The sequence below is a fragment of the Mycobacterium sp. 23 genome (assembly GCF_048287075.1).
Taxonomy (GTDB): domain Bacteria; phylum Actinomycetota; class Actinomycetes; order Mycobacteriales; family Mycobacteriaceae; genus Mycobacterium; species Mycobacterium gordonae_B.
Genome location: NZ_JBLVUX010000005.1, coordinates 2,202,115 through 2,224,087, shown reverse-complemented (window position 1 = coordinate 2,224,087; position 21,973 = coordinate 2,202,115). Strand labels below are relative to the sequence as shown.

The 21,973-nt window shown below is 64.2% G+C and carries 20 protein-coding genes; all 20 read left to right on the top strand.

Annotated elements, in window-relative coordinates:
- Positions 1–14 precede the first annotated feature (14 nt).
- The 20 genes from ACNQS7_RS11290 (at position 15) to ACNQS7_RS11195 (ending at position 21,925) form a co-directional block, all read left to right on the top strand.
- Positions 15–1,052, top strand: a complete 1,038-nt coding sequence (locus tag ACNQS7_RS11290; protein WP_418012578.1) for a major capsid protein — start codon at positions 15–17, stop codon at positions 1,050–1,052.
- The gene (locus ACNQS7_RS11285) at positions 1,052–1,348 is read left to right on the top strand and encodes a hypothetical protein (RefSeq protein WP_418012577.1); all 297 of its coding nucleotides are present in this window, start codon (positions 1,052–1,054) and stop codon (positions 1,346–1,348) included. Before ACNQS7_RS11290 ends, ACNQS7_RS11285 begins: the two co-directional genes overlap by 1 nt.
- 41 nt (positions 1,349–1,389) lie before the next feature.
- Entirely contained in the window at positions 1,390–1,809 is a 420-nt protein-coding gene (locus ACNQS7_RS11280) for a hypothetical protein (protein WP_418012576.1), read from the top strand.
- Positions 1,809–2,216, top strand: a complete 408-nt coding sequence (locus tag ACNQS7_RS11275) for a hypothetical protein (RefSeq protein ID WP_418012575.1) — start codon at positions 1,809–1,811, stop codon at positions 2,214–2,216. Before ACNQS7_RS11280 ends, ACNQS7_RS11275 begins: the two co-directional genes overlap by 1 nt.
- A gap of 22 nt (positions 2,217–2,238) precedes the next feature.
- The gene (locus ACNQS7_RS11270; RefSeq protein WP_418012574.1) at positions 2,239–2,619 is read left to right on the top strand and encodes a hypothetical protein; all 381 of its coding nucleotides are present in this window, start codon (positions 2,239–2,241) and stop codon (positions 2,617–2,619) included.
- Complete coding sequence (locus ACNQS7_RS11265) at positions 2,620–3,057, top strand: hypothetical protein (protein WP_273439298.1); 438 nt, start codon at positions 2,620–2,622, stop codon at positions 3,055–3,057.
- A gap of 33 nt (positions 3,058–3,090) precedes the next feature.
- On the top strand, positions 3,091–3,549 hold the full coding sequence (locus ACNQS7_RS11260) for a hypothetical protein (RefSeq protein ID WP_273439296.1): 459 nt from the start codon (positions 3,091–3,093) through the stop codon (positions 3,547–3,549).
- A gap of 255 nt (positions 3,550–3,804) precedes the next feature.
- A complete protein-coding gene (locus tag ACNQS7_RS11255; protein WP_418012573.1) occupies positions 3,805–4,674 on the top strand; it encodes a fibronectin type III domain-containing protein in 870 nt (289 codons plus the stop codon).
- 44 nt (positions 4,675–4,718) lie between these two features.
- Positions 4,719–5,450, top strand: a complete 732-nt coding sequence (locus ACNQS7_RS11250; RefSeq protein WP_418012572.1) for a hypothetical protein — start codon at positions 4,719–4,721, stop codon at positions 5,448–5,450.
- Between the two features lie 58 nt (positions 5,451–5,508).
- Entirely contained in the window at positions 5,509–5,745 is a 237-nt protein-coding gene (locus tag ACNQS7_RS11245) for a hypothetical protein (protein WP_418012571.1), read from the top strand.
- Between the two features lie 58 nt (positions 5,746–5,803).
- Positions 5,804–6,277 (top strand): HNH endonuclease signature motif containing protein, encoded by a 474-nt coding sequence (locus ACNQS7_RS11240; protein ID WP_418012570.1) that lies wholly within the window; start codon positions 5,804–5,806, stop codon positions 6,275–6,277.
- Positions 6,278–11,245, top strand: a complete 4,968-nt coding sequence (locus ACNQS7_RS11235) for a phage tail protein (RefSeq protein WP_418012569.1) — start codon at positions 6,278–6,280, stop codon at positions 11,243–11,245.
- A 285-nt stretch (positions 11,246–11,530) separates the two neighbouring features.
- Positions 11,531–12,388 (top strand): hypothetical protein, encoded by an 858-nt coding sequence (locus ACNQS7_RS11230; RefSeq protein WP_418012568.1) that lies wholly within the window; start codon positions 11,531–11,533, stop codon positions 12,386–12,388.
- A gap of 60 nt (positions 12,389–12,448) precedes the next feature.
- Positions 12,449–12,784 carry a hypothetical protein gene (locus ACNQS7_RS11225; RefSeq protein ID WP_418012567.1) on the top strand — a complete coding sequence of 112 codons (336 nt, stop codon included), beginning with the start codon at positions 12,449–12,451 and terminating at the stop codon, positions 12,782–12,784.
- A gap of 1 nt (position 12,785) precedes the next feature.
- Entirely contained in the window at positions 12,786–14,582 is a 1,797-nt protein-coding gene (locus tag ACNQS7_RS11220; RefSeq protein ID WP_418012566.1) for a hypothetical protein, read from the top strand.
- On the top strand, positions 14,579–18,517 hold the full coding sequence (locus ACNQS7_RS11215) for a hypothetical protein (RefSeq protein ID WP_418012565.1): 3,939 nt from the start codon (positions 14,579–14,581) through the stop codon (positions 18,515–18,517). Before ACNQS7_RS11220 ends, ACNQS7_RS11215 begins: the two co-directional genes overlap by 4 nt.
- Positions 18,518–18,529: 12 nt before the next feature.
- Entirely contained in the window at positions 18,530–18,964 is a 435-nt protein-coding gene (locus ACNQS7_RS11210; RefSeq protein ID WP_418012564.1) for a hypothetical protein, read from the top strand.
- A 220-nt stretch (positions 18,965–19,184) separates the two neighbouring features.
- Positions 19,185–19,385: a hypothetical protein gene (locus tag ACNQS7_RS11205; protein ID WP_306275108.1), complete on the top strand. Its 201-nt coding sequence runs from the start codon at positions 19,185–19,187 to the stop codon at positions 19,383–19,385.
- Positions 19,386–20,738: a M15 family metallopeptidase gene (locus tag ACNQS7_RS11200; protein WP_306275107.1), complete on the top strand. Its 1,353-nt coding sequence runs from the start codon at positions 19,386–19,388 to the stop codon at positions 20,736–20,738. It abuts the gene before it with no gap.
- Entirely contained in the window at positions 20,738–21,925 is a 1,188-nt protein-coding gene (locus ACNQS7_RS11195; protein WP_418012563.1) for a peptidoglycan-binding protein, read from the top strand. Before ACNQS7_RS11200 ends, ACNQS7_RS11195 begins: the two co-directional genes overlap by 1 nt.
- Positions 21,926–21,973: the final 48 nt, after the last annotated feature.

The following is a 21,973-nucleotide window of genomic DNA, read 5'->3' as shown; positions in this document are numbered from 1 at the left end:
GAGAGGACTAGATCATGGCAATCGTTTACGACGGTCCCATCTCGCCGGACGCGCTCACCACGTTCATCCGGAACGTGCCGGTGGAGTCGCAGTTGGCTCTGGTCAACCTGTTCCCCACCCGCTACGTCAGCAGCAACCGGATCGACTGGGCCGAGTTCGTCAAGACGAACCGCACCGCGGCTTACCGGTCCTTCGACGGCATCATCCACGTGTCGTCGCGTGACGCCGGCAGCGGCAAGTACGTTGAGCTGCTGCCGTTCTCGGACTCGCTGAACCGCGGCGAGTACGAGACGATCGCGACGGAGATCGCCCGCCTGGGCGGGACGAACCGGGCGGCGCAGGTTCAGGCGGCCTACAACGACGCGGAGCGTCTGGTGGGCACGATGAACAACCGGCGCGAGCTGGCGTGGGGCGACGTGCTCACCGACGGCAAGCTGACGATCAACGAGAACGGCTTCAACGGTGAGGCCGACTACGGTGTGCCGGCCAACCAGATCGTGTCCGCTGGCACGGTGTGGTCGGATCACACCAACGCGACTCCGCTGCAGGACTTGGACGCGTGGCAGGAAGTGCGGATCGCCAACGGCTACGGCCGGGCGGCCCAGATGGTCCTGTCGCGCACCGTGGTCGGGCACCTGCGCCGGAATAAGGAGATCATCGACGCGGTGTACGGGGCGACTCAGGGCCGCACGATGGTCAGCCTGGCTGACCTGAACACGGTGCTGGAATCCAACGACCTGCCGCGGGTTAGCCTGCAGTACGACACGTCGCTGAACGTGGAAGGCTCGAACACCCGCGTTCTGGCGTCGGACAAGGTCATCATCCTGCCGGAGAACCCGGGCGACGTGGGCGCGTTCTTCTACGGCCTGTCGGCTACCGCGCTCGAGCTGGCCCGGTCGAACCAGGCCGAGATGACGTTCGGCGACGCCGCCGGCATCGTCGGCGTCGTGGAGAAGGTGGGCCCCCCGTACCGGGAGTTCACGTTCGTCGACGCGGTCGGCATGCCGATCCTGACGAACGCCGGTCTGCTGACCGTGGCGGACGTGCTCTGATGGCTGAACTCGTTGCGCACGTGGCGTTGTTCGACCCGAAGGGCAACCTGGCGCAGTTCGCGCCGGGAGACGATGTGCCGGCGTGGGCGCGGAAGAAGCTCACCAACCCCGCGGTGTGGGACAGTGAGCCGGCTGAGGACGGCGGTTCCGGTGACGGGCCGCCGCCGCAGTCCGGGCGCGGGTCGAGCCGCGATGCCTGGGCGGCCTACGCGGAGGCGCACGGCGTCGACGCTGACGGCAAGGACCGTGACGAGATCATCGCGGCCTGCCAGGAAGCCGGTGTCGCGGTCGAATGACCACACCGGTGCCCGACGGTAAGTTCGCGACCATAGGGGATGTGACCAGCCGGTTCGAAGGGACGATCCCTTCGGACCGGCTGGACCGGGTCAAAACCCGCATCCTCGACGTCGAGTACGAGCTGATGGGCAAGGTTCCGTCGCTGCGTAAGCCGGTCGCCGACATCGACGCCGACTCCGCAGCGGCGGGCGACCCGGACCGCCGCAAGCGCGTCACAACCCTTGTCGTGGACAAGGTTCTGGACCTGTACCGGCACCCTGACCGCGGCGAGAACCAGTTGACTCGGACGACTCCGGATGTGACGACGAGCCGCACGTGGGCGCCGGACGCCACAAGGGGGCGGGTTGCGTTTACCGATGATGAACTGGATTCGGTGCGGCTGCGTAAGCAGCGGCGCAGCCGGTTCGGCACTGTCGGTGTGGCACCGTTCGCGCCGACGCGGCCGCCGCGGGTGTGGTAGTGGCCATCCCTGCGGATCTGATGACCGAGGACGCCCGCGCGGCGATCGCCGAACTGCTCGAGTGGCGCGGCCAGCCGATCGCGCTGACCCCGGCAGCCGGTGCGGTGACAGTGAAGCCCGGCGGCGGGAAGGACTACACCCCGGGCGCGGCGCGGCCGGCGCAGGTGTTCGCGAAGTTCAAAACGTCCGGACTGGATGGCGCTGAGCATTCCCAGACCGATCGGGGCACGGTGCGGAAGTTCCAGTTCGACCTGATCGGCGCCTATGACGCGGTGATCAGTGAGGGCGACACGTGGGAGGACGACGCCGCGAAATACGAAGTGCAGGTTGTCGACCGCACCCAGCCGTACCAGGTGAAAGCGACGGTGACGGGTTTCCTGAAGGTCGCTGGGCACAGCTTTGGCTAGAGCCTATGGTCGCCTGACGGAGTTGAATCGCGGCCTGATCAAGTTGCGCGGCAACGTGTCCGAGTTGAAAGACGACTACGAGCGGACCATCAACTCGGTTATGGGTTTGACCGCTGTCGACGGCACCGCGTACATGAAGCAGCACGCCCGCTGGCGCGATGACACCGGCAACCGTAAGGACCGGATTCCCGGGGCGGCCCGCGCCGGGTTGAAGGCGGTGCCGGAGCTGAAGGGATCTTACAAGTCGATCTGGTTCCTGCACGGTGTGGATTACGGGATTTGGTTGGAGATCAAGAACAACGGCAAGTGGCAGATCATCATGCCGGCTGTCGCGGAGATGGGTAAGCGGATGATGAAAAGCCTTCGCGGATCGCTGTCCCAGGTTCGGAAGAACGCCGGATAGATGGCGCGCGACGCGGTCTGGACGATGCTGAACACCGACGCCCAGCTCGCGACGCTCGGCGGCGCGGGGTTCAAAGCGATCGCGCAGTACTCCGAGGATCAGCGGCCGGAGGCGGCGGCGTTCATCGTGATCTGCTGGCGGAACACCGAATTCGCCGAAGAAATACAGGCCAACGGTCCCCGCCACTTCGACCTGTACGTCCATATCCCGGTGAAGGTGTCGACGGACTTCGTGCGGATCGAGAACATCATCGACCGCTGCGACGAACTGTTCAAGGCCGTCGAGGATGCGACGGATCCGGTCGTCGGCGACGACGGATGGCAACTGGACTATGTCGGGTTCGAGGGCCGCGGCCTGGATTTCGAGGACGAGGGCTACCAGACGATCTGTAAGTCGGCGTCGTATGTGGCGTTGGCCAGCAAGGTAATTGCGCCCTGAACGGGCGTGCAACGCAAAGGAAAGGGACCAGTGATGGCAGCAGGGCAACCGCGTAGCGGCGGCAGCACTCCACCGATCGAGTCGACCGAGGGCGCGGCGCCGGCGGTGTCGGAGGACGAGAAGGCGCAGGCGCAGGCGCAGGCCGCCGAGCAGGGCGAATCCGGCGACAGCGACGAGCGGTTCGTGCAGTACGTGGTTCCGCTGCGCGCCGCCGCGCAGGTGGTGTCGCGGCCCAGCGGGTTCCAGGGCGACGGCAGCCCGTCATCGCGGGTCGGTGTCGCATCCGCAGAAACCACCATCAGCCCGCAGCAGTGGAACGCCGTCGGTATCCCCGCGAGTGAGCCGCTGGTGTGGAACTTCGACAACAACTGGCGGATCCCGGTGTCGAAGCTCTCGAAGCTGCAGTTGAACTACCTGCTGGTCGATGACCGCAAGTACAACGGTGTGCGGTTCGAGTTGGTCGACGGCGCCGGCAACAAAGTCGACCAGTAGCCCGTGCAGCCGCAGTTCCTGGCGCCGCAGCCCGAAGCGACTGAGCGTGAGGGTGTCATCGAGGTCAGGTGTCAGGGCGGGCTGCATTTCAAGGTCGTCGACGGCGACACGATCGAAATCAAGTGCAAACACTGCAGTGACCGCGAGTCCGTTGTGCTGCACCGTATTTCAATGCATGACTTCAGCGTGCAGACGTTGAGGTTGAAAGAACTCAGAGGCCGTGGAGCCCGTTCCCCCCGAAAGGAAAACCCTTAAATGGTTGCATCACTTGGGAACCCGGACACCAAGCCTTACGGTCTTCACCGGCTCTGGATCACCGGCTACACCGACGTCGACGGCACGATCCTGGCTGACACCTCCTACCGGCTGCCGCTGGCGCGGACGCTGGCGTTCACCGAGAACGAGGACACCGACACCCTCGACGGCGACGACCGCGCCGCCGCGGCGATCCAGGGCAAGGGTTCCACCGTCTCGGGCACGCTCGAGGGCGGCGGCCTGGACCTGACCACGCTGGCGATCATCGCCGGCGCCCAGTTGATCGAATCCGGTGTCGGGCCGACGCTGAAGCGGACGGTCCGCAAGCGCGGCAGCGACCAGAGGCCCTACTGGCGGGTCGAGGGTCAGGTCATCTCCAACGGCGGCGGCGACAACGTCATCCGGATCTTCCGCTGCAAGGCGAACGGCAAGATCGCGCTCGACTCGAAGTACGGCGCGTTCATGGTCCCCAGCATCGACTTCATGGGGACGCCGATGCCCGGCGATGACTCCGACTACCTGTGGGAGATCGACTACAACGCGACGAAGACCACGCTGGGGTCGACGCCGTCGCCGAACCCGCTGCCGATTCCGATGAATCTGACGGTGGGCACGATCGCCGCGACCACGGTGGCGTTGTCGTGGACGGACATCCCGACCGCAGACGGCTACAAGGTGCAGCGGTCGACCGACTCCGGCGCCACCTGGACCGCCGTCACTTCCGGTGCTGGCGGCGAGCCGACCACGCCGAGCACCACCGTCACCGGACTCACCGCGGCCACGCCGTACCAGTTCCGCGTCGCGGCCGTGTTCGGATCCACCACCGGCGAGTACTGCACCCCGGTTTCTGCCACCACTGCCGCCAGCTAGCGGCTGTCGCTGCACCACCACATTTGAGCCCGTAGGAGGCCGTGATGACATCACCAATCGAGAAGCAGCAGAAGGTCACATCAGTCCCCGCCGCCGCGGTGCGGCGGGACTGGTGCTGCGGAAGCCTGGTCACGGGCCCGCATGTGGCCGGGTGCGCGTACGAGCCGAAGGGCCCGATCGACTACACCGCGCCAGTGCAGATCATGGAGCCGCCGGCCGCCGACCCCCAGCCGGGGTCGGCGCCGGCGGCTTCGCCTGCGTCTGAGCCGCCTCGGCAGCGGACGTACGGGTTCCGCAAGCGGCCGGAGTTCGATGTCGAACTGCCGTCCGGCTCGTTCGTGCGGGTCCGCCAGTTGACCATGACGCAGGTCATCGAAATTGGTGTGTTGAACATGAAGGACTCGTTCGCCGCCGAACTGTTCCAGGGCGTCGAAGACGACGGCGGGTTCTCCCAAGAGGCGGTGCTGAAAGCTGAGGAGGCGCTGCAGGATCCGGGCAGCCGCGAGAAACTGTTCGGCCCACTGAATCGGGTCATCGCGGCCGCCGTCGTCTGCCCCACGGTGGTGCTGGCCGGCCCGACGACCGACGAGCAGATGAACGTCGACGAAATCGACCTGGTCGACAAGCGGATCATCTTCGAATACGCCATGCCCGACGAGATGAAGACCGCTGCGTTGGAGGCGCAGCACGACGCACTCAAAAGGGTACGCCCGGAACAAGCCGCTGGTCTGGGAAGTGTGGGAGACGGCCAAGACATTCGGGAAGCTGCCGAGTGAAGTCGCGCTATTCGACTGCGAGCTAACCGAATTCAGCAAATTCTGCTTCAACCGTGATGTGGCCGCGTTCGGGCAGGCGGTGCAGACGAAGGTCCAGAAGGCGGCGACATCGAGTAATCCGGTGATCGCGCAGACACAACGTGAACGGGAATGGGAGAGGCTGATGGGCGGTGACATGAGCACGTCGGGTACCGGGTTCGCCGACCCGACCGAATCGGATTCCCCGTACGTGCGTGTCGTCGGCCAAAACCCAGACGACCCCGACGAAATCAGCGTCGACGGCTGGACGATCTGACGTGGCTGCCTCACTTGCCCAACGGTTTTGGCAGAAGGTATCCAAGGATGGCCCGACCATGCCGGGTATGGAGACCTGCTGCTGGGAGTGGACGGGATGCGCGCCGGAAGTCAGCGCGGGGTTCCGGTATGGGCAGATCAGGGCAGAGGGCAAGACAGCGTACGCGCACCGAGTCGCTTACCTGTTGCAGACCGGCGACGATCCGGGGCAGTTCGATGTTGACCACATTTGCCACAACACGTTGTGCGTCAGGGGAACTCATTTGCGGCTAGCGACGCGCTCGCAGAACAACCAGAACGTACGCGGCGCGCGCCGGGACAACCGTTCGTCCGGGGTGTTGGGGGTTTACTGGCACTCGAAGCTGTGCAAGTGGTACGCCCGCGTCGGCCACAACAACCAAGACCACTATCTCGGAGTCTTCGACTCGGTCGAAGCGGCTGAGTCGGCTGTCATCGCGAAGCGTTGTGAATTGTTTTCGCACAACGACAGAGACCGCCGAGAGTTGGCGATCATGGGCGAAAAGGCCAGCTAAATGGCAGATTACAACCTCGGCCGGGCACACGGCTCCATCCAGATCGATTACGACGGCAGCGGCGCGGACCGGGCCGCCGAAGGACTCGATAAGGTCATCGTTTCGTCGGAGAAGACTGATGCGTCGCTGACGAAAACCACTCGCACGCTTTCGGATACCGATAAGCAGTTGCAGACGTCGGGGAATTCGGCGAAGGCGTATGAGGCGCGGCTGAATGAGGTTCGGCAGGCCAGCGAGAATGTTGCTCAGGCTGAGCGTCAGCATCAGCAGGTTTTGCTGAACACGAAGTCCACGATGGACGATATCGATGCGTCGTATCGGCGGGTGGAGGAAGCGAAGAAGCGGCATGTTCGCGCCACGCGTGACGAGCGCGACGCGCACCGGGCGCTCAGTAGTGAGCTGAGCGTTGGGCATCGGGTGATGGGGGCGTTCCGGGATCTGATCCCTGACGTGAACTCGCATCTGACGCGACTGGGGAATACGCAGACTGATCTTGCGAATAAGTCCAACGCGTTGGCGAAGGTGCTCGGCATCGCTGGCAAGGCGGTGTCGGTACTAGGCCCGGAGGGCAGGGCCGCTGGTGTTGGCCTTGAAGTGCTTTCGAAGAGCGCATCGGGTGGTGCTGACAACTTTGAACAGCTCGGTTCGGCGGTGTCACGTAGCGGAGAGCATCTGCGGAACTTCATTCGCGACATCGCATCGTTTGAGGTCACGTTCGGCAAGATCGCCGGCCTGAGCTTGGCGCTGCCGTCGCTGGGTGGCCTGGCCGGGCTCGGTGGGGCGGCCGGTGTGCAGGGCATCATCGAAATCGTCGAAGCCGTACGGCAGTTGTCCGGCGTGCTCGGGTTGCTGCCCGCGGCGATCTCCGGGGCTGCGTTCTCGATCGGGACGCTGAAGCTCGCGTTCTACGGCGTCGGTGACGCGCTGAAGGACATGATGGACTCCGACCCCAAGAAGTTCTTGGAGGACATCGCGAACATGGCGCCGGCGGCGGCGCAGTCGATGCTGCAGATCGCGCAGTTCCGCGACATGTTCAAGGCCGGCGCGGGGGCCGTGCAGCAGTCGTTCTTCGAGAAGATCGCCGCCGATATTGCGCCGCTGATCCAAACGTGGTTCCCGACAGTGATTTCGGCGATGTCACAGGTCGCTGGTATCTTCGGGGACTTCGCGCGCCAGTTCGCCGGGATCTTGGCGCAGCCGCAGACGATGGCGGCGTTCACCGCGTTCATCGACAACATCAGCAACGGCCTGCGTGCGCTGCAGCCGGCGTTGGCGCCGATGGTGAGCATTTTCACCACTCTGACGCAGGTGGGTTCGTCGTTCTTCGAGCAGATCGGCGGCAACATTTCCCAGTTCGTCGGCCAGTTGGCGCAGATGGTGAACCAGGCCGCCGCGAGTGGCCGGTTGCAGGAGTGGATTCAGACCGGCATCAACGCGTTCGGGAATTTGGTGCGCATCGTGGAGAACGTCGGGTCGGCGTTTAACACGGTGATGACGATGGCTGATCGGTTCGGCGGCGGCGGACTGTTGGGCTGGCTGGACAAGGTGACAGCCGAGTTTGATCGGTGGACGCAGTCGGCTGAGGGGCAGTCGACGCTGACGAATTTCTTCCAGACGTTGCGGACGGCGACGGATGCGTTTGTGCCGATGCTGAAACCGCTGGTGCAGGGTTTGGCGTCGCTGGCTGAGGCGTTCGTCAAGCTCGGGATTGGGATTGCGCCCGGGTGGCAGACGTTCTTCGACTCGTTCCGCGATTCGATGGCGCAGCTCGGCCCGCAGATCGTAGGCATGGCGCCGGCGTTGAACACGTTCCTGACGGGTTTGGCGCAGTCGTTTTCGCAGTTGATGGCGCAGGTCGGGCCGCAGTTGCCGCAGATTTTCCAGACGTTGGCGAACGCGTTCGTCGCCTTGTTGCCGCAGTTGCCGCCGCTGGTCGACGCCTTTATTCGACTGGTGCAGAACGTAGGCCCGCAGTTGCCGACCCTGTTCCAGGCGGTCACCGACGCGCTTAACGCGATTATTCCGCTGATGCCGCAGATCATTGAACTGACCCGCGAATTCGTTTCGGTGATCACGAAACTCGTTGAGATCATCGGCACCGTCATCGACGGCATTCGCGGCTTGAACGACGCGCTGGGTAAGGATCTGCCGCAGGCGATCCGCGGGATCTGGGACGCGTTCACGAACTTCATGGGTGATTTGCCGAACAAGGCGATGGACTGGGGCAAGAACATTGTCCAGGGACTGATTCGCGGCATGCTCGACTCCGGCGGCCTGGGTGGGCTAGGTTCGGCGGCGAACTCGATCGTGGACCAGATCGCGCAGTGGTTCCAGCAGTCACCGGCCAAGGTGGGCCCGTTCTCCGGGTCTGGTTACACGAAGGTCCGTGGCCGGATGATGGTCGAGGACATGGCCGCCGGTATGGCGTCGGCTCAAGGGGCGGTGTCGGCGGCGGCCGCGGCGACGGCGGATGCGGCGGCGGGCGCGATGTCGGCCGGCACCGCCGGCGCGGCCGGAGCCGGGCGGCGCGCGGCGTACGCCGGCGGCGCTGAAGGTCTCGGCGGGGCGCTGCTGCCCGACAACATCGCCGGCGCCGACACCAGCATCCTGTCCGCTTATCTGCGGCGCCAGTTCCCCGAGAACCGCGGCCTGAAGGGGCTGGCGAAGGATCTCGGCGCGTTGGTGCAGAGTTTCCAGTCGGGCACGAATTTCCTGATGCAGTACGGCGTTCAGCAGGTGTTGCAGACGTTGACGTCGCTGCCGGGTGGTAATCAGCAGGCGTGGCGGAAGATGTCTCCGGAGGCGTTCGCCCGCCAGCAGACTGAGGATCTGATACGTAAGGCGGGGCAGCGGGGACCGTCGTGGAACGACGTTCTGGGCACCGGCGGCCCGGCAAGCGGTTTGGCGGGGAATTTGGCGCCGATCGACGTCACCGCGTCCTCGTCGAAGGAGCAGATTCAGCAGGCCATCATTGCGGCGGGGAAGGCGCGCGGCCTGGACGATGCGGCGATTCAGACGGCGCTGGCGGTCGCGGCCGCCGAATCCAGCTTCAACCCCACGATCTCCGGTGGCGTGCAGGGCAGCGCCGGTCTGGTGTCTGGGTTGTTCCAGCAGTCGCCGTCGTCGGGCTGGGGGACGTTGGATCAGGTCAACGACCCGAAGTATGCGATCAACGCGTTCTATGACGCGTTCACCAGGGAGTTAGCGAAGAACCCGGGTAATCCGCTGTTGGCGGCGGTGCTGACGCAGAACCCGCAGTTGGGGTCCGGCGCTCAGGGCTCGAAGTACATGCAGGACGTGATGAACCAGCTCGGGCTGGCGAAGCAGATCATGGGTCAGCAGCCGACGTGGCCGCAGGTTACCGGCGGCACCGGTGCCGGCCCGGCGCCCACCGTGCCGCCGATCGCAGTACCACCTACGACGCAGGGCGGGATCGGCTTGAATCCGGCGTCGCAGGCCACTCGGGTGCCAAACGCGCCGAACGTGGAGGCCGGTATCCGGGCGATCGGCGGCCTGCCCACCCTGTATCCGACCAGCGGCCCGAACGCCTACCAGGTGCCGCAGTGGGCGCAGGAGCTCGCTGCCGCGTTCAACCTGACTGCGTCGACGTACGCCACCGGTGGCAGCCTGCACCAGATGGGCTACGCGTTCGACTTCAACGACCCGGCCGTCCCGAACGGGCCGTCGGCTAACAAGGAAGCGTTCGCACAGTTCATCGCGAGCGTGCTGGGCCCGCAGACGCTGCAGTTGATCTATCGCGGCCAACGGGACTACGGCATCGCCAGCGGCCAAGACGTGTCTGGCAGTGGGTATTACGCGGGGGATCTGTCCGGCCACACCAATCACGTTCATTGGGGCACTGACGTTCCCGTCCTGTTGAACGGCCAGGTCCCGCCGGGGTCGATGGCTGGTGCTGCGACTGGGCTGGGTAACGCGAATCTGCTGCTGCCGTCGGGCAGGCAGCTCGATCAGCTTGTCGATCCCAGCGGCAAGACGATGACGATCAACCAGCAGCAGTTGCAAGCCTATTTGCAGGGCAACCCGGCGCTGGCGTCGCAGATCAACGCCGCGCAAACCCCCGGCGCCGGGGACCAGGCAGTGCTCGGCGCGCTCAACGGCATCGACACCACCATCGCCGGGCTGCGCGCCCAAGACGCGCTCGGGAACCAGAACCTCATCCAGTCGTTGCAGTCGACGCAGCAGCAGATCGCGCAGAACCAGGGGTTCGCGCAGGGCCCGAACGCGATGCAGACGTTCTCGTCGTTCATGGGTGGCGCGTCGAACGTGGTCAGCAGCGTCCTGCAGGCCGTCCAGGGCGGCCTCGACAGCCTGGCGGCGACCCAAGACATCGCCGACAGGCTCGTCTACGGCGTCCGCAATACCGAGGACGTCAACAAGATCATCGACAATGTGCAGAAGTACATCACGTTCGCCTCGCAGGTCGCCCAAGCGACCGGCAGCGTGTTGTCGATGATCGGCGGTCTAGTCGGCGCCGGCGGCTCGGGTGACCCCTCTGGTGGGTCGCAGGGGGCGGCGATGGCGTTGTCGGCGGCCGGGCAGATCGCGCAGATGATTTCGGGGATCCTGCAGGGCGTGAACGCGGCGATCGATTTCGGGCAGCAGGTGTATCGCATCGCGGGAACGTATGTGGGTCGGTTCTTGTCGCAGTTGACTGCTGGCGCGTTGGGGACGCCGTTGATGGGTGATGTTCGGTTCCTGCTGAACAAGAACACCGGGCAGTTGATCTCGTACTCGCAGGACAATCCGGGGAACCAGAACGTGCAGAACGTGCCGTCGTGGATGAACGGGTTGTACGACTTCAGAGGGGGTGGTAATGCGAATCCTGGTGTGGGTGAGTTGAATATCTACGCTGGCCCGGGCCAGTCGCCGTACGACATGATGTCTGAGGCGATGTGGCTGGTGAACACTGGCGCCACCGCCGGCGCCCTGGCCCCAGCCAACTTTTGACATGACGACGACATCCGCGATGGGGTCTCAAAATGATTGAAATGCGTTGGTGTGGAGAACAATACCCGGATTGGCATGCAGATAGTGAGGGCCGCGTCTACCGATGCGGGGTAGAGGTAAAGCCATACTCGATCGACAACGTGTTAGCGAACAGGTACGGGGTAAGCCAGCGCCTAATCAGCGGCATTGTGCGACGCGAAACGTGGATTTACGTCGCGGATGACGAACTGCTCGCGGTTTGGAAACGCGGTGTCCCCGATATCGTCAGCGCGGCGAATTTCTGAGATGTCGAAGAATCTGGTCCGCGGTCAGTGGCAGATCGGTGATCTGGTGATGGGCCCGGGCACCCAGTACGAGGTGATGCCGCCGAAGATCGGCTCCTACAACGTGCAGAGCCAGGACACCCAGATCCCGTTGTCGGACACGATGCTGTTCGGGCAGGACACATTTCAGGGTGGCACCCTGACGTTCAAGATCGGCGTGAAGGACAACGCCCCGGTCCGCTATATGCCGAACACGCTGCCTGCGGATTTGGTGACGAAGTCCTCGAAGCTGCTCGGCGTGCTGCAGGGGGAGTGGAAGGCCGACGAGGTCAAGCAGCAGTTCGGGGGGGCGAAGGCGCTGATCCACTGCGACCGCTACGGCGTGACGAAGCAGATTTGGGGTCGGCCGCGGAAATTCGAGTACACGCCGAAGACGCAGACGAGTCAGTGGCGGACGGTGAACGCGGAGTTCGTGCGGCTGGACACGTTGTGCCACGCCGATAGTGAGACGTTGGCGTCGCTGACGGTGGGCGCCGATCCGGTGTTCTACGCGACGGGTGGGGATGCTCCGGCGTGGTTCCGGGTGCTGCTGGTCGGGCCGCAGTCGCATCCGATCGTGAACGTCGGGAACAACGAGATCGAGCTGGATTTGGACATTCTGGCCGGTGTGACGGTCGAGGTCAGTTCGTATCCGTGGATGCGGCGTGTTGTCGACTCGAATGGTGTGAATTGGCGGAACAAGCTGATCGGGGCGACGAAGTACCTGGACCAGTTGCGGCTGCCGGCGGCGTCGCCGGTGGCGATGTCGTGGGAGGCGTCGTCGACCAGCTCGGCGAGTAAGTGCTTGGTGTTGTGGCGCGACGCCTACCACACCATCTGACCGAATCATTCACTGTCACTTGATTGTTGGGGTACTGGCATGGGTTTATCGAATTCTGCGATGGTTGACGGGGCGAACGGTATCCGCGCGAACCTGGGCGGCGCGCAACTGCACACCGAGAACCCGGGAACCGGGGGGGCGGCGAACAAGTCCAGCGCGGCGATGGAAGTGCCGTCCTGGACGACACCGACCGCCGACGGAGACTTCGGCCTGGCAGCGCCGATGGTGTTCGAAGGCGGCACACCCAACGGCCTCGTCACCTGGATCTCGCTGTGGTCCAACACATCCGGCTCCGGAGTATGGAAGGGCAACTTCGCGTTGACCGGTGACAACACGTTCGACTCCAACGGTGTGATCACCATCGAAACGTTCGACCTGAACGGCTCCGCCACCTAACATGACGTCAGCCACCGCTGCCGGCGACTACACCTTCACCGGCAGCGTCGCCGCGCGCCGCCCAGCCAACGCCCAGGCCACCGGCACCTTCGCCTGGGACGCGGACGTGGTCGGGATCAGCACCAAACACGCCGGCACATCCGGCAGCTTCACGTGGACGTTCATCGAATCGATCGCCGAGAACGGGGTGTTCCTGCCGACCGATGACCGTTGGCGCATCAGCGTTCAGGAGTCCCGCGGCACCCGCGAAATCGTCACCTACGACCTCAACGTCACCAAGCTGCGGATCACCCGTGCCCTGTCAGGCCCGTTCGATCTGCAATGCGACGTCAACCCGAACGACCCTTCGGCGGCCGGGATCTACTTCAAGCCGTGGCGGCAACTCGTCCACGTCGAGAAGATCATGCAGGGCAAACGCCGCCTCTGGGGCACCGGGATCGTGCAGCCCTCAGACATCGACGAGAACAGCGGCGTCCTTCAACTGAAAGCCAAGGGATTCTCCTGCTACCCCAAGGGAATCCCGTGGCTCGAAGATTTGAACTGGTTGGCGAACGACGTCTACCGGCCCGTCGTGGAAATCTGGCGGCACCTGCAGAACGACTTCCCGAACGGCGACCTGGGTGTCGAAATCTATCCGACGACCGCCGGCGTGGAGATGCTGCCCGGGTACGCGTTCGACGGTGACCTGCTGAACCTGAACTTCTTCGCCACGTTCGTCCGCCAAACCGACCGTCTCGACTGCGGCGACTACATCGATGCCCTGGCCCGCGACGTCCCCTTCGACTACGTCGAGCAGTCCGCGTGGAACGCCAACCGCACCGACGTGGTGAAGAAGATCAAGCTCGGCTACCCCCGGTTGGGGATGATTCAGGAGAATTTGGCGTTCATCCTGAACGAGAACGTGATTTCGGCGAAGCCGCACACCGAATCTCAGGTCGACTGGGTGTCCGACGTCGGCATCACCGGATACTTCCCGGGCCAGGAATACTCGGCGAGGTTGGCGAATGCGGATCCGGATCGGCTGCGCCGCTACCTCGATGAGGACACCGCGTTCATCGACTCCAACGAACGCTCCGCCGCCTGGGCCAACAGGCGTTTGGCGCGCCGGCAGACCCCGCCGTATTGGGAGACGATCACGATCCTGCCGAACCATCCGAACGCGCCGCTGGGTTCGTTCGATGTCGGAGACTCGATCATCGTCAAGGGCAGTATGCCGTGGGTCGGTGAGGTCGCCCAATTCCACAAGGTCATCGCGATCACCGTTGACACCGAAAAGGGTGTGGTGCAACTGGCTTTGAAGGCTGAGGGGGCGTTCAACTACGACCCGATCTTCTTCCCGTCCGGTGTTACGAACATCATCTTCAACTCGGCTTTTGACCTGAATTTGAACGGCTGGACTCCGACGGGGCCCGGCTGGGCGCACGACCCGGCGCAGGGCGCGAACCGGTTGGGGTCGGTAACGATCCACGCCGACGGCGCCCACCACGACCTGATGACGCAACCGTACGGCTTAGCGCCGTTCCAGATCTTCCCGATGGGGGTGTCAGTGAAATGCGCGAACGGCGTATCAGCAGGCGCGGCAATACAATTAGTTGCCCAGTTCTACGATGAGGACGACAACCCGATGTCGGCGTTCCTGGTGGGCGCGGTGAGCGGCAACGGGCAGATCCCGTGGACCAGGTTGGCCGGTAATCTGCTCGCCCCGACGGGGGCGGCGTCGGTGGCGATGCGTCTGCATGTCGACGCGGCGATGACCGCCGGCCAGGTGTGGTTCGACGACGCGAGCATCCAGATATGACGCGCCCCAATTTCGGCGGCCGCCAATACACCGGGTCGGAGTCTCGGGCACTCACGTCGATCGTCGACTCGCCGGGGATTGGGCAGGACACCGACTTCACGCGGTTGCTGCAGCAGCATGACGCGCAGATCAAATACCTTGCGGGCAACCAGAAGAAGCTGCAGCAGGGCGTCAACGAGGCCACGCAGAACCCGATTCAGCAGTTGCAGCAGTTCGTCGCCGACATCATCGTCCTGATGGGCGGCGGGCAGCTCGCCGAAGGGCTGCTCGACTTCGGTGACCTGCAATACATCCTGCCCACGTTGGGTGCGCTGTTCGGGCTGGGTGACGGCCCGTTCCCGCTTGATTTGTTCGAGGCGGCGCAGCGGTTCTTCCTCGGCTATGTCGTGCCGACGCGGCAGTTCACCGACGTCGTGAACAACATGATCGGCGCGTGGATGGGTGTGTTCGGCATCGACGCGAAGTTCGTCAAGGACACCAAAGCGTTGATCACCGCGATCGGGGATCTGTTCGACGGGATCGGTGGCCTGCTGCCGTCGATCAACGAACTGTTCAGCGTGCTCGGGATCACCGCCGCGGGCTTGGGGCCGTTGGGGCTGGTGCTCAAGCCGATCATCGACTTGTTCTCCGGTATCGACCTGGCCCGGTTCGGCAACGCGATCGAGTTCATCACCGACGCAATCGACCCGTGGATCGTGCAGTTGACCGCGATCATCAACTTCCTCAACGAAGTGATCCGCGTGCTCGGCGCCGGCGGGAATGTGCTGAATTCACCGCTGCCGGAACTGACCATCCCGTTCCGGAACCTGATGCAATTCCTGGGCAACGTCAGGTTGGGTATCGAGTCGTTCAACCCGATTGCTGCTGCGCAGCAATTCATTTCGCGGCTGCTGATCCCCGCCGGATCGATCAGCAACGTGCAACCGAACCTGCAACTCGATCCCGGGTTCGACGATTCAGAGTCGCTGGGCGACGAGGGGCCGGCGTGGACGCGGGAATACCCGGACCCGCTGATCACCGACCCCGACTTCGTGTGGGACCTGATCGGGCATACCGCCGACGGGTCGGCCACCGTGCGCGCGACCGGCACCGAACACGGCTTGCAGGGGTCAGTGGTTCCCGTTGAGCCGGGGCAGACGTTCGACCTGGCGGCGTGGGTGACGTGGGCCGGTGTCACCGCGACCGGGTCACCGTTCGCGCTGCAGGTGATGACCGACACCGGCACTATCACCGACATCGCGGCGATCGCATCACCGGGCGCGTCGGGCGGGTGGGCGCAGATCGCCGGCTCCTACACCGTGCCGTCCGGAGTCGAGACGATCCGGATCCGCCTGTGCGTCAAAGCATCCGCGACGGTGGGGCAGGTGTGGTTCGACGACGCCACGATCCGCCGCACATCTTTGATGCAGAAAGGCTTCATCTCCGGGCTGGTTGATGACCTGACGGAGATTTTCGCGAACTTCGCGGCGATGATCGACGGCATTTTGGGCACCGGCTACACGTTCGGGCAGGTTGTCACGTTCATCTCATCAGGGCTGTCGACCGCGGCCACGGTGGCCGACAACTTGGGTGCGATGCTGACAGAGCTCGGGCTGTCGACACTGTCGCAGTTGGGGTCGCTGATCGACAACCTCGACACCGGGTTAGCGGACGCGGCGGACACGATCAGCGACATCGGCGACGACATCACGGCGCTGCTCTCCGGCGCCGGCCAGGCCACAATGGCCGCGTTGGGTACGTTGATCTACCAGCTTGTCACGATGCTCAACCAGATCAGCGCCATCTTCAACGGCACCGTCGTCGAACCGATCAACACGACGGTGCAGCAGATCCAAACCTGGTACAACACCAACGTCGCCTACTTGGCGAACATCCCCAACACGGCTGTGCAAGGACTCGTCGGGTTCGGAACCAACATCGGCAACTCAGTCACCGCGCTCAGTGACGGTGTGTGGCAGGGGCTTCGGGCGTTCCTCGGCATCCCATCCGGCATCAGCCCGCCGCAGGTGTCCACGGCGGCGCAGCAGGTCCGTACGGACCTAAACAACGCCTCAGAAATCGCTGCAACGGCGGCCGCGTTCCAGGCGAAGCAATCCATCTCGAAGCAGTCGTACCTGTCGATCGACCCCTCCGCGGACCCCGTGTTCCCGCTGTCCAACATCAACGGCGCATCGCCGTCGACAGTGCCCGTGACTTCCGCCAAAAGCGTTATGGGCATCATCGGACTTCCGGACAACGGGTTGAAGAAATCTGTCGTGTGGCTTGGCGGTTCACTGACTGGGATCACCGGCGTCTACGTCAACATCTACAAGGTCAACACCACGACCGGAGAATTCACCCGCACCCACCAGTCGTCGAACATCATCGGTTCGCTGACCACCCCGCTCCCTGGCTACAGCTACGGATGGCAGTTCTACAACCTGCCGATGACTGACTTCTTCCCCACCCTGCAGGGTGAGTGGTACGTCGCCGAGATCCAGGTCACGGGGACGGGCACGTACAACATTGTCGGCGTCAGCAGCGCGTGGATGCCCACCCACACCGGTGTGTATCCGAAGGCACTGGGCGCGACGCGGGGTCCGGCCGGTCCGACATTCAAGTCGGCGGGAACCGGCATCAATTTGAATAGCCAAGCGGGCGGCACGAAGACCTGGACGCACAACATCGAATCCGATGCCGACTTCATCGTCCTTGTCGTGAATGCGCAAGGAACCACAGCGGTATCCGTCACGAATGTGAAGGTCGGTGGTGTCGCGGTAACGGCCGGGCCCGGCGTCAACTTTGTCACCGGGAGCCCGAACTCGTCGTGGCTTCTCATCTACTACCTGCAACTACCGCCGACCGGCAGCAACAAGACGGTGCAGCTCGACATTAGTGGTGGTGCAAGCGTCAACATCATCGCCAATTCGTTTACCTACTCGGGAGTTTCAAGTGTCGGGGCGAGCGGAACGACAAGTGGAAACTTCTTCGGAACACTCAGCCACTCCGTTCCCACTGCCGCTAACCAGACCGTTCTCCACGCCTTCGGAAACATCGGAACCCTCACCGCCTACAACGCGGCGAACGTGCGATGGAACACGGCGAACGCAACCAAGGTCGGCGATTTCCCCAGCACCGGCTCGAACGTCAACGTGACCGCATCGAACGCCTCAAGCGGTTTCGGGCACTGGGGATCCGCCTACCTGCAACTCAACGGTGTGGTACCTAGCCCGCCGAGCTCCATCGCCACCCCCGTCTATGACGCGAACGTGCCTTGGATCTCCCTGGCGGGCGGCGCCGGCCGATCCCAACACGTACCCGAGACAGCCGAGTTTGAGACCGCTGGCACGTTCACCTACAACGTGCCGTCCTGGGTGATCGACGGTGACTACATCGACGTCGTCCCCATCGGAGCAGGGGCGGGGGGCTCGTACTGCGGTCTTCTCAACTCAGCTGGACAACCGCCTGCACCGGGATACGAGGGCGGCGGTCCGGGGCAGTGGAACCCGATTCGTCTCCGCTATGGCGACGCCTATGACATTACCACTGGTACAACATCTTTCACCGTCAACATCGGCGCTGGCGGCGCTGGTGGGCCATACCCGGGGGAAACGCACGTACCAGCACACGGCAGTAACGGCGGCAACACCACGGTCGTCATTACCGGGCATCCGACGATCACCGCGAACGGCGGAACCGCAGACGGAAGCACTTCACCATCGTCGACGACCCGAGGTGGTTCGCCGGGCAACGTTGCGCATCAGGGAGTCACCTACTTCGGTGGAGCGGAAGCCATTAACCCAGGCGAGGCTGGCCACGGCCCAGGCGGTGGCGGCGCGCGCGGCGACTCCATCCACCGGCCCGCCATCATGCAATACCCCGCACTCAACCGTGACGTCAGCGGCGGGGCCGGTGCTCCCGGCGCCTGCTACATCACCGCAGTCCAAGACATATAGGAGAACGCACCCATGCCGATGCTGATCACCCCGAAAGCGCCTGTCGAGACGAAGGCATACAAGATTCCGGAAGACCTTCCGGACCTGGCGAAAGTGTGCACGCCACTCGGCTACACGCTCGCGAACAAGTGGTATCTCGACCCGTCGCCGTCAGCGCCTGATCACATCCTGTGTGCGGTCACGCTGCGCCCGACGAACGGCATCGCGACAGATCAGAACACGCTGAAAGCCACTGAGCAGGACTGCATCACGTGGGACGGCATCAACTTCGTCGTGAAACCGTACACGGAAGTCGCCGCGGTATACGACATCAAAGCCGCCCCGCCGGAACCCGACCCGGTCCCGCCGACGCCGCCCGCGCCGGAACCAGCACCCGAGCCGGAGCCCGCGCCCACACCTGAACCTGAGCCGGTGCTGGCCGAGCCGGAAGACCAGCCGCAGCCATGACGAGCTGCGCCGCCGCCGACGGATACAACCTCGGCCGCGCGCACGGCCGACTGGCCATCAACCCCATGCCAGCACCGGAAAGCCGGTGCATGCAATGCGGCTGCCCCCAACGTGACCACGTCCCACTGCGCTACGCCCTGCGCGTCCTCGCCCTGCACCTACTCCCCGCACGGATCTGCCGCTGGCTCCGGCCACTACGGCGCCACTGAAAGGACCCCACATGGCCGTTATCCCGTTCCCCCAACCAGAACCGGCCGACCAGCCGAAATCGTTGCCCCTGAACAACATCCTTGGGACGGTGCTGCTCGACGTCCTGGTCCAAGTGTGCGGTGACATGACCGTCGGCGACGCACTTCAGGAACTCTCGAAAGTGCCGCTGAAAGATGTGATGCGCGAACTGTTCGGTATCGGTGGCGAATAAATGGCGCGCCGCAATGTCTACGGAAACGACTGGTCCTCCAACGGATGGCCGATGGTCGATGAAGGCTCCTGCACCTGGGTAACCGTCCCCGGTACTGATGTCAGCCTCCAAATCCAGAACGGGCAACCTCTCCAAATCCTGCGGGCGTTCGCCGCTGACTTCAACGCAGAGGTTGAGCCGCTGCGCGACGCCGACTCGGCGTGTTGGACACCCGGAAACTCTGTCGCCGATTCCAACCACCTGTCCGGCACTGCAATGGACCTGAACTGGGAATCGCACCCGTTCCGGATCGCCGATGCCGGATTCGACGCGGCGAAACGCGCCAAGGTCCGAGCGTTGCTCGACTGGTACGAGGGCATGGTCTTCTGGGGCAACGACTGGACAAACCCCAAGGACGCCATGCACTTCCAGCTCGCGTCCCTCGCTAACGGCGGCAACATCAACACCTACGGCAACCCCGCCGTGGACGACTTCATCAAGCGAAAGATCCGCCCCGACGGCTTCTCAACCCGCCGCGGGATCGGGATACCGCAGCCGCAGCAGCCTCCGCCGGCGGCTCCGGACGCGCGCGCGGCCGCGATCACCGCCCTCTACGACGCCGTCCCCGTCATCGACGAGGACCGCGCCGCGCAACTCATCGACCCCATGATCGCCGGACTGGCACTCGCCGAATGCAACACCGTCAACCGCATCGCGATGGCACTCGCGCAGTGGGGCCACGAATCCGACGGCTTCGCCACCACCGAGGAATACGCCAAGGACGGCCGCTACGCCCCCTACATCGGCCGGACCTGGATCCAAATCACCTGGCAAGCCAACTACGCCGCATTCGGACGCTGGGCCGCCACGCAAGGGCTGATCGCGGATCCGAACTACTTCGTCGACAACCCCACCGCACTCGCTGACCTGAAATGGGCCGGCATCGGCGCCGCCTGGTACTGGACCGTCGCCCGCCCCACCATCAACAGTCTGTCCGACCAGGGCGACATCGTCGCCGTCACTCAACTCATCAACGGCGGGCAGAACGGAATTGCCGACCGCCGCACCAGATACCAGCAAGCACTGGGCGTCGGCGACCGGCTGCTCACCCTCATCGAACCCCGCACCAATCAACCGGCGGAAGGACCGCTCATGGCACTCACCGACGACGAACAGACCGAACTTCTCGCGAAGGTCCGCTACATCTTCGACCAACTCGGGCCCAAACACCCTGAATGGGGACCGGACTCGTCAATGGGCGTCTACCCCAACGGCGACGAAATGACCCTCCGTGACGGACTCGCCGAACTGAAGCGGAAAGTCGACTCACCGGAAGTCGCCATCGTGACGTTCCAGACTGAAGCGACGCCCTGATGCCGCTCCAACTGGGCGACCGCAACGAAACCGTCCGCCGCTGGCGGCAGGTCATGGACGCCATGTTCCACGGCTACGGCCGCACCCTCGGCCCGCTGGACCCCAACACCGACGAATACGGTCCCCGTGCCGTGTCGTGGCAGAAGGAATACCAATTCCGCACGGGACAGGCCCCGTCGAGGGAAGCCGCCAACGGCATTGTCTCCGACCAAGACTTGATTGACCTGAAAATCGTTCGCCCCCACCGGCCCATCTGGTGCTACTCAGCGCCTGGGTCTGGTGTTCCGTGGTGGGTGGGGCCGCCTTTCGACCTCGGCGAATGGTGCAAAGCGGTCTTGAACCTCAACCACCAGCCCGTCGGGTATCCAATCGGCGGGTACCTCGGCTTCATGGGCGGTGACCCGTCGCTGTCCTACAACGATGTCATCGCCGCCGAAGACGCTGAACTGGAACGCCTCATCAGCCTCAACCCCGACCTGAACGACCCGAACGTGGAGTTCTGGTTCTTCAGCTACTCCCAGTCCGCGGAAGGCATGAAACGGTCGGCCGCAAGGTTGTTCGGCGACGGCGGCCGGTATGCCCACCTGCGCCCGCGCATCAACGGCGTCATCGCATTCGGCGACCCCACCCGCAAGCCTGGGCCCACCAAGGTCGGCAACAGCCCTCCCGGTGCCGGGATATCCAACTGGACCGCCCCCGCATGGCTCGAGTCGCTGACGTGGTCGATCACCAATCAGTCCCCGACGCCGGACTTCTATGCGGCCTGCACGTCCAAGATTGCCCGCCTCGCGTACGAAGTGATTGTCCGCGCCGAGACCGAGCTGCCGTTCGTCATCTACCTCGGCCAGATCGCCATCCCCGCACTGCTGAACCTGATAGCACCGTTCGCCGGCAGCCTCACCAGTCCTCTGGCGCTGCCAATCCTGTCCGGCGCCGCAGGCCTACCCGTGGCTGCGCTCGCACCCATCGTCGGAGTCATCACGGGCAGCAGCGAACAACCCGACCCGGAACTGATCAAGACGCTCACGGTGCAGGGCTTGCTGACCAGCATCCCCGACCTGATCGGCCTGCTGGTCGCGCTGCCTGGCATCGGCGTCCACGGCGATTACTACGCCCCGAAAGACGAGTTCGGCGGCCGCAGCGGCTTCCAAGTCGGCTGCGACATCGTCGCCGGATTCCGCCGCTGACGAACTCTAAACCAGCTCTAAACCGCGACGAAGCGCGTTCGGGCCGCT